This is a genomic window from Synechococcus sp. H60.2, from assembly GCF_047462315.1.
Taxonomy (GTDB): Bacteria; Cyanobacteriota; Cyanobacteriia; order Thermostichales; family Thermostichaceae; genus Thermostichus.
This window is the reverse complement of sequence record NZ_JANSIZ010000106.1, coordinates 1-6,030: the sequence shown is the minus strand read 5'-3', so window position 1 is coordinate 6,030 and position 6,030 is coordinate 1. Positions and strand designations below refer to the sequence as shown.

Here is a 6,030-nt window from a genome sequence, read left to right as displayed (position 1 = left end):
GGCAGAAGAAGAGACAAAAGCTCTGCTGTCAAGCGGGTGAGGAAACCCCACCCGCCTGCGCGGTGGGGTAGTTCATCAAGACGTAAAGGCTGCCCTTTTGGGGAAAGAGACTCCAAGCTTGACAAGGGCAGAGGAGCAGCCGAAGATCGCTGCACAAGGATCCCTCACCTTGCAATGGCTGCCAAGAAAAGACCCTCGGAGCTTCAGCCCAGCCTATTTGACGATCCCCTAGAGCCACCTGCCTCTGCAACGGAGACGCTTCCCCAATGGGATCAGATCCCGCTCTCGGCTCAGGTGCCCATTCCCCCCGGCACCTATCGGGATCTAGAACAACTGGAGCAGCACTGCCGAGTCTGCCAGCGCTGTGAGTTGGCGGCCAACCGTACCTATGTGGTGGTGCACCGAGGTAACCCTAAAGCCAAGATCGTGATTGTTGGCGAGGGGCCGGGGGAAAACGAAGATCTGCAAGGCCTGCCCTTTGTAGGTAAGTCCGGCCAGTTGCTGGACAAGATCCTGGCCTCGGTGGGGCTGGATCCCGAGCGGGATACCTACATCTGCAATGTGGTCAAGTGCCGCCCCCCCAACAACCGCGTACCCACCCAGGCGGAGATGGACGCCTGCCGACCCTATCTCTTGGAGCAGATTCGCCTGGTGGATCCCTGGATCATTTTGTTGACGGGGGCCACTTCGGTGCGCTCCCTTTTGGGGGATAAGCGGGGCATTACCAAGATCCGCGGCGAGTGGATCCAGTGGCAGGGGCGCTGGTGCATGCCCATCTTCCACCCCGCCTACTTGCTGCGCAACCCTGACCGCACCCCCGGCAGCCCCAAGTGGTTGATGTGGCAGGATATTCAGGCGGTGAAGCAGAAGTACCTAGAACTTGCTGGCGCAACGCCACCCCAGCAGGACTTTTGAGCCCACTTTCCCTGTCGCTTACGTGGCCAGCGCTGCTGCCCTCACCCCCAGCCCCTCTCCCTTGGGAGAGGGGGGTATGGGATCCCTAACTTGCAGGCTTGAAGCCGCTCAGCAAGCCAAAGCGCAGCAAGCCGGTGGCATAGGCCCGCCGCATCAGGCCCAGCCCCAGCGCCCCACGAACGGTGACCCAGCCGCTGCGCACCAAAGCCGGGATCCACCGCCAATCGCGAGCCGAGGCAATTACCTCATCCCAAAAGGGGGCCACCCGCTCCGACCAGTCGGCGGTGCGCAACTGCTCGAACCCCACCTCTTGGGCCAGTGCTTCATACTCCGACAAGCTGATGACATAGGGCAGGCAGTACACGTCGTAGATCTGCTGCAAAAGCCGCTGATCCTGGCGGCTCAGGGATCCCTCGCGGTGGCACCAGGTCACCACCATCATCTGCCCGCCCGGCTGCAAGACCCGCCAGCCCTCGGCCAGAAACCGCCGCTTATCTGGCATGTGCTCGCCGCTTTCCAGAGCCCAGACCAGATCGAAGGTGTGGTCGGCAAAGGGCATTTCCAGGGCATCGGCCACCCAAAAGCGCACCCTGTGGCTCAGGCCGGCCTCCTGGGCCCGCTGCGTGGCCCGTCGGGCCTGGACAGGGCTGAGGGTAATGCCTGTTACCTCGGCGCCAAAGCGCCGCGCCAGCTCCAGGCTGCTCCCTCCAATGCCACAGCCGAGATCGAGGATGTGCTGAGGGGGTTTAGGATCCCCGATCTGGCCCCATTGAATCACTCGCTCCATGAGATCGATCTGGGCTTGGCGGCGATCCTTGCCGGTCTGGCCCGGCTCATAGTAGCCGTGGTGCATGTGCTCCCCCCACACCTGCTCCCACAGGCCGGAGGAAGCATCGTAGAAGCGGCGGATGCGTTGGTTGAGGGGAGGGGCCATCCAGGTAGGAGCGGGTCGGGATCCCTTCCATTCTGGACGATCTGGCCGTCCCTGCTGGCCCTGGACGCAGCCTGACAAAACCCCGATTAAGCTGGGAAAGTAGGCCCTTGCCGCCCATCCCCCTTTCTTAGACTGCCTTGGCCACCTCGGAATTGGCTCTGGAACAGCTTCTCTTCACCCCGGCCACACCTGCGCCTGACGCGGTGCGGGTCATCTACGCCTTTCCCAACACCTACTCGGTAGGGATCACCAGCCTCGGCTACCAGGTCATCTGGAGCCTGCTGGCCAGCCGCCGCGAGGTGGCGGTTGCCCGCCTGTTTACCGACCTGGCCGAGCCGCTGCCGCGGGATCCGGAGCTGATGGGCTTTTCCCTGTCCTGGGAGCTGGACTATGTCCATATCCTGGATCTGCTGGAACGACAGGGGATCCCCCTCCAGGCCGAGGCGCGGGGGGAGGCGGATCCCTTGGTTTTTGGCGGCGGCCCGGTGTTGACGGCCAACCCTGAGCCCTTTGCTGCGTTCTTTGACTTTATTCTGCTGGGGGACGGGGAGGGGCTGGTGGAGCAGATGATCCAGACCTACCGCCAGGTGCGGCAGGGATCCCGGGCCGAAAAGCTGCAGGCGCTGGCTGAGGTGCCGGGGATCTACGTGCCCAGTCTCTACGAAGTGCACTACCGCGGCCCCGACGGCCCGGTGGAAAAGGTCATTCCCAAGCGGGACGGGATCCCCAGCTCCATCCGCAAGCACACCTTCCGCGGCAACACCCTCTCGGTGTCCACCGTGGTTACCCCCAAGGCGGCCTGGGAGAGCATCTACATGGTGGAGGTGGTGCGCAGTTGCCCCGAGATGTGCCGCTTTTGTCTAGCCAGCTACCTAACTTTGCCCTTTCGCGCTGCCGATGTAGAAGGGCATCTGATCCCGGCGGTGGAGCGGGGGTTGCAGGTTACCCAGCGGATTGGCCTTTTGGGGGCTTCGGTAACCCAGCACCCCCAGTTTGAGGAGTTGCTGGAGTACCTGGCGCAGGATCGCTTTGAGCAGGTGCGCCTTAGCCTGGCCTCGGTGCGCACGGGCACGGTTACGCCTCGCTTGGCGCAAGTGCTTTCCCGCCGCGGCAGCCAGTCCATTACCGTGGCCATTGAAAGCGGCTCAGAACGGCTGCGCCAGGTCATTAACAAGAAGCTAACCAATGAAGAAATCTTGGCGGCGGCCGCCCACGCCCAGGCCGGCGGCCTGAAGGGGATCAAGTTCTACGGCATGGTGGGGCTCCCGGCGGAAACCCAGGCTGACCTGGAGGCCACCGTTGCTCTTTTCAAGGAGCTCAAGAAGGTGGCTCCCCGCCTGCGCTTGACTTTGGGCTGCAGCACCTTTGTGCCCAAAGCCCACACCCCTTTCCAGTGGCAGGGGGTGGATCCCCAGGCTGAGAAAAAGCTGCAGTGGTATCAAAAACATCTGCGTCCCCTGGGCGTGGAGTTCCGTCCCGAAAGCTACAGTTGGTCGGTCATCCAAGCCCTCATCTCGCGGGGGGATCGGCGGGTGGCCCGAGTCTTGCAGCTAGCCCGGCAGTGGGGCGAGTCCCTGGGCAGCTTCCGCCGCGCCTTCAAAGAGCTGCAGGGACAACTGCCGCCCTTGGACTACTACGTGCACAGCAACTGGGATCCGGCGGATCCCCTTCCCTGGCAGCACATCCAGGGCCCCCTCAGCCTGGAGCGGCTGGCCCAGCACCGCCAAGAGGCCTTTTCTGGGTAGCAAAGGACGTTGTGCTTAAAATTCCCTAGGAAAGGGGGTGAGAGCCTGCAGCAGTCAGAAACGCCTCGATCTCGGCGCGCTGGGGCAAACTCGGCTGGGCCCCAGGGCGGGTTACACACAAGGCCGCAGCGGCATTGGCAAAATGGAGGGCTTCCCTCAGGGATCCGCCAGCAGCCAGGTAGGCGGCCAAAGCACCGCAGAAGCTGTCGCCGGCAGCAGTGGTATCCACCACCAACACGGGGTGGGCTGGCAGATGGCCCCTTTCCTCCCCATCGGCCCAGACCAAGCCCGCTCCCCCCAAGGTGATGATCACTGTCGGGATCCCCTGCTGTTGCAAGGCTTGGGCCACTTTTTCGGCTTGCGCTGGCGTCTCCACTGGAGATTGGGCAAGGGCAGCGGCTTCGCTTTCGTTGAGCACCAAGTAGCGCACCTGACGCAGGAGGGATCCCGGCAGGGGAGCCATAGGGGCGGGATTGAGGAGGACAGGGATCCCTTGGGCAAAGGCCTGCTCCGCCACCGCCTGCACGGTGGCTAGGGGGATTTCCAGTTGCAACAGCACTAGAGCCGCCGGCGTCCAGGGGGGCAGATGCTCTGGCAGGTAGCGACCATTGGCCCCGGGGCTAACCACAATCCGGTTTTGCCCTGCTTGATCCACGGTAATTAGAGCAATACCGCTGGGTCCTTCCAGCTGCCGTACGTAGTGGGTAGCAACGCCGTTTTGCTCCAAGTTCTCCTTTAGCAGGCGGCCAAAGCCATCGGATCCCACTGCCCCCCACATTTCCACCTGGGCTCCCGCCCGGGCTGCTGCCACCGCTTGGTTGGCCCCCTTGCCCCCAGGGTAGGTGGCGTAGTCCGATCCCAGCACCGTCTCCCCCGGCCCCGGCTGGTGTGGCACCTGCACCACCAGGTCTAGATTTAAGCTCCCCACTACGCGAACGAGGGTCGTCATTGGCTGGCTGGAAAACGTTGCCTCCAGGGTAGCCAATTCTAGCTCCCGCTACAGTCTAAGAACTCCCCACCTTGGAGCCTCTCGGCTAGCTTAGTGAGGAGGTGACGCGGAGAACGAGCCATGCTGCTAGCCACTACAGACATGCTCCAAGGTAAAGAGGTGGAGCGCTACCTGGGCATTGTTACTGCCGAGGTAGTTTATGGCACCAATGTTCTGCGGGACTTCCTTGCTGCCCTCCGCAACATTATCGGGGGACGCACAAGAACCTACGAAGAAGTGTTCGAGAATGCTCAGAAAAAGGTTTTGGAAGAGTTGGAGCAGCGAGCCAAACGTTTGGGAGCAAATGGCATCCTAGGCGTTACCATTCATACCAACATGAGCACGACGCTGATCCTCGTTACCGCCGCCGGCACCGCCGTCAAGTTGCGCTAAGCCTTTCCCCTTAGGCCAGGCTCTCCATCACTGCCTCGTCAATCTCGAAATTGGCGTAGACATTTTGCACATCGTCCAAGTTGTCCAGCCGTTCCATGAGGGTCAGCACCAGCTTGGCCGTCTCGGGATCCTCCACATGCACTTCTGTGGAAGGGATCCAACGGATGGCCGCCTCCTGCACCCGGTAGCCCTCTTTTTTAAGGTAGGTGGCCACCTGCTCCAGCAGGGTGTAATCGCAATAGACCTCTGCGCCGGTCCCCTCCACCTTGAGATCCTCCCCCCCTGCTTCGGCTACCGCTAGCAGCAGAGCTTCGGGATCTGTCACCTCCTCTAGGTTGATCACCCCTTTTTGCCGAAACAGCCAGCTCACGCAGCCGCTTTCCCCCAGGCTGCCGCCGACTTTGCTGAAGGCTTCCCGTACCTCGGCAGCCGTGCGGTTGCGGTTATCGGTCATGGCCTCAATCAAGACAGCCACGCCCCCAGGGCCGTAGCCTTCGTAGCGGATTTCCTCCAGGGGGCTGTCGTCGGTCCAGTTGCCGGATCCCTTGGCGATGGCCCGTTCAATGTTCTCGGCGGGCATGCCTGCCGCCTTGGCTTTCTCTACCGCCGAGCGCAGCCGAAAATTGGCTTCCGGATCCGGCAGGCCGCTGCGCGCTGCCACAATGATGGCGCGGGAAAGTTTGGTAAATAGGCTGCCTTTTCTGGCATCTACGCGGGCTTTTTGCCGCTTAATGTTGGCCCACTTGCTGTGTCCTGCCATAGCTGCACACTGGTCAAGCAGTAGGAGGGAAGAGATCCCCTTAACTCCGAAGCCTAGATCACCCCAGGCTCAGGACTCAACCCCACCCCAGCTCCAGAACCCTAGCTTGGATCCCCAAGCAAAACCCCATGAACTACCCCACCGCGCAGGCGGGTGGGGTTTCCCCATCCGCTTGACAGCGAGATTTTTGTCTCTTCCTCTGCCCCAGTTGCTCCATGGATCCCGTGTACCGGGTCTGTGAAGTAGAGCTGAAGCATCCAAGACTCACGAGGCGGGTTCCCAGCCCCGGTTGCTG

Annotated in this window: 6 protein-coding genes; 3 read left to right on the top strand and 3 right to left on the bottom strand. The window is 62.1% G+C overall.

Annotated features, from left to right (window positions below):
- The first annotated feature begins 294 nt into the window (after nucleotides 1-294).
- Nucleotides 295-915 carry a uracil-DNA glycosylase gene (locus tag NW845_RS12075; RefSeq protein WP_414348894.1) on the top strand — a complete coding sequence of 207 codons (621 nt, stop codon included), beginning with the start codon at nucleotides 295-297 and terminating at the stop codon, nucleotides 913-915.
- A gap of 85 nt (nucleotides 916-1,000) precedes the next feature.
- Here NW845_RS12075 and NW845_RS12070 read toward each other — a convergent pair whose 3' ends face one another.
- Nucleotides 1,001-1,849 (bottom strand): methyltransferase domain-containing protein, encoded by an 849-nt coding sequence (locus NW845_RS12070; RefSeq protein ID WP_414378708.1) that lies wholly within the window; start codon nucleotides 1,847-1,849, stop codon nucleotides 1,001-1,003.
- 137 nt (nucleotides 1,850-1,986) lie between these two features.
- Here NW845_RS12070 and NW845_RS12065 point away from each other — a divergent pair, with 137 nt between their 5' ends.
- A complete protein-coding gene (locus NW845_RS12065) occupies nucleotides 1,987-3,594 on the top strand; it encodes a B12-binding domain-containing radical SAM protein (protein WP_414378707.1) in 1,608 nt (535 codons plus the stop codon).
- 25 nt (nucleotides 3,595-3,619) lie between these two features.
- On the opposite strand, the gene rbsK is transcribed toward NW845_RS12065, so the two are convergent.
- Nucleotides 3,620-4,543, bottom strand: coding sequence for a ribokinase (gene rbsK, locus NW845_RS12060; RefSeq protein ID WP_414378706.1), 924 nt, complete (start codon nucleotides 4,541-4,543; stop codon nucleotides 3,620-3,622).
- A gap of 120 nt (nucleotides 4,544-4,663) precedes the next feature.
- Between rbsK and NW845_RS12055 the strand changes: the two genes are divergently transcribed.
- Nucleotides 4,664-4,975, top strand: a complete 312-nt coding sequence (locus NW845_RS12055) for a YbjQ family protein (RefSeq protein WP_414360996.1) — start codon at nucleotides 4,664-4,666, stop codon at nucleotides 4,973-4,975.
- A 10-nt stretch (nucleotides 4,976-4,985) separates the two neighbouring features.
- Here NW845_RS12055 and NW845_RS12050 read toward each other — a convergent pair whose 3' ends face one another.
- Entirely contained in the window at nucleotides 4,986-5,735 is a 750-nt protein-coding gene (locus NW845_RS12050) for a YebC/PmpR family DNA-binding transcriptional regulator (protein WP_414366621.1), read from the bottom strand.
- Nucleotides 5,736-6,030: the final 295 nt, after the last annotated feature.

What these genes read in the sequence shown, in the direction of transcription:
- NW845_RS12050 (WP_414366621.1), bottom strand. Translation starts at nt 5,735, where the DNA reads ATGGCAGGACACAGCAAGTGGGCCAACATTAAGCGGCAAAAAGCCCGC.
- rbsK (WP_414378706.1), bottom strand. Translation starts at nt 4,543, where the DNA reads ATGACGACCCTCGTTCGCGTAGTGGGGAGCTTAAATCTAGACCTGGTG.
- NW845_RS12055 (WP_414360996.1), top strand. Translation starts at nt 4,664, where the DNA reads ATGCTGCTAGCCACTACAGACATGCTCCAAGGTAAAGAGGTGGAGCGC.
- NW845_RS12070 (WP_414378708.1), bottom strand. Translation starts at nt 1,849, where the DNA reads ATGGCCCCTCCCCTCAACCAACGCATCCGCCGCTTCTACGATGCTTCC.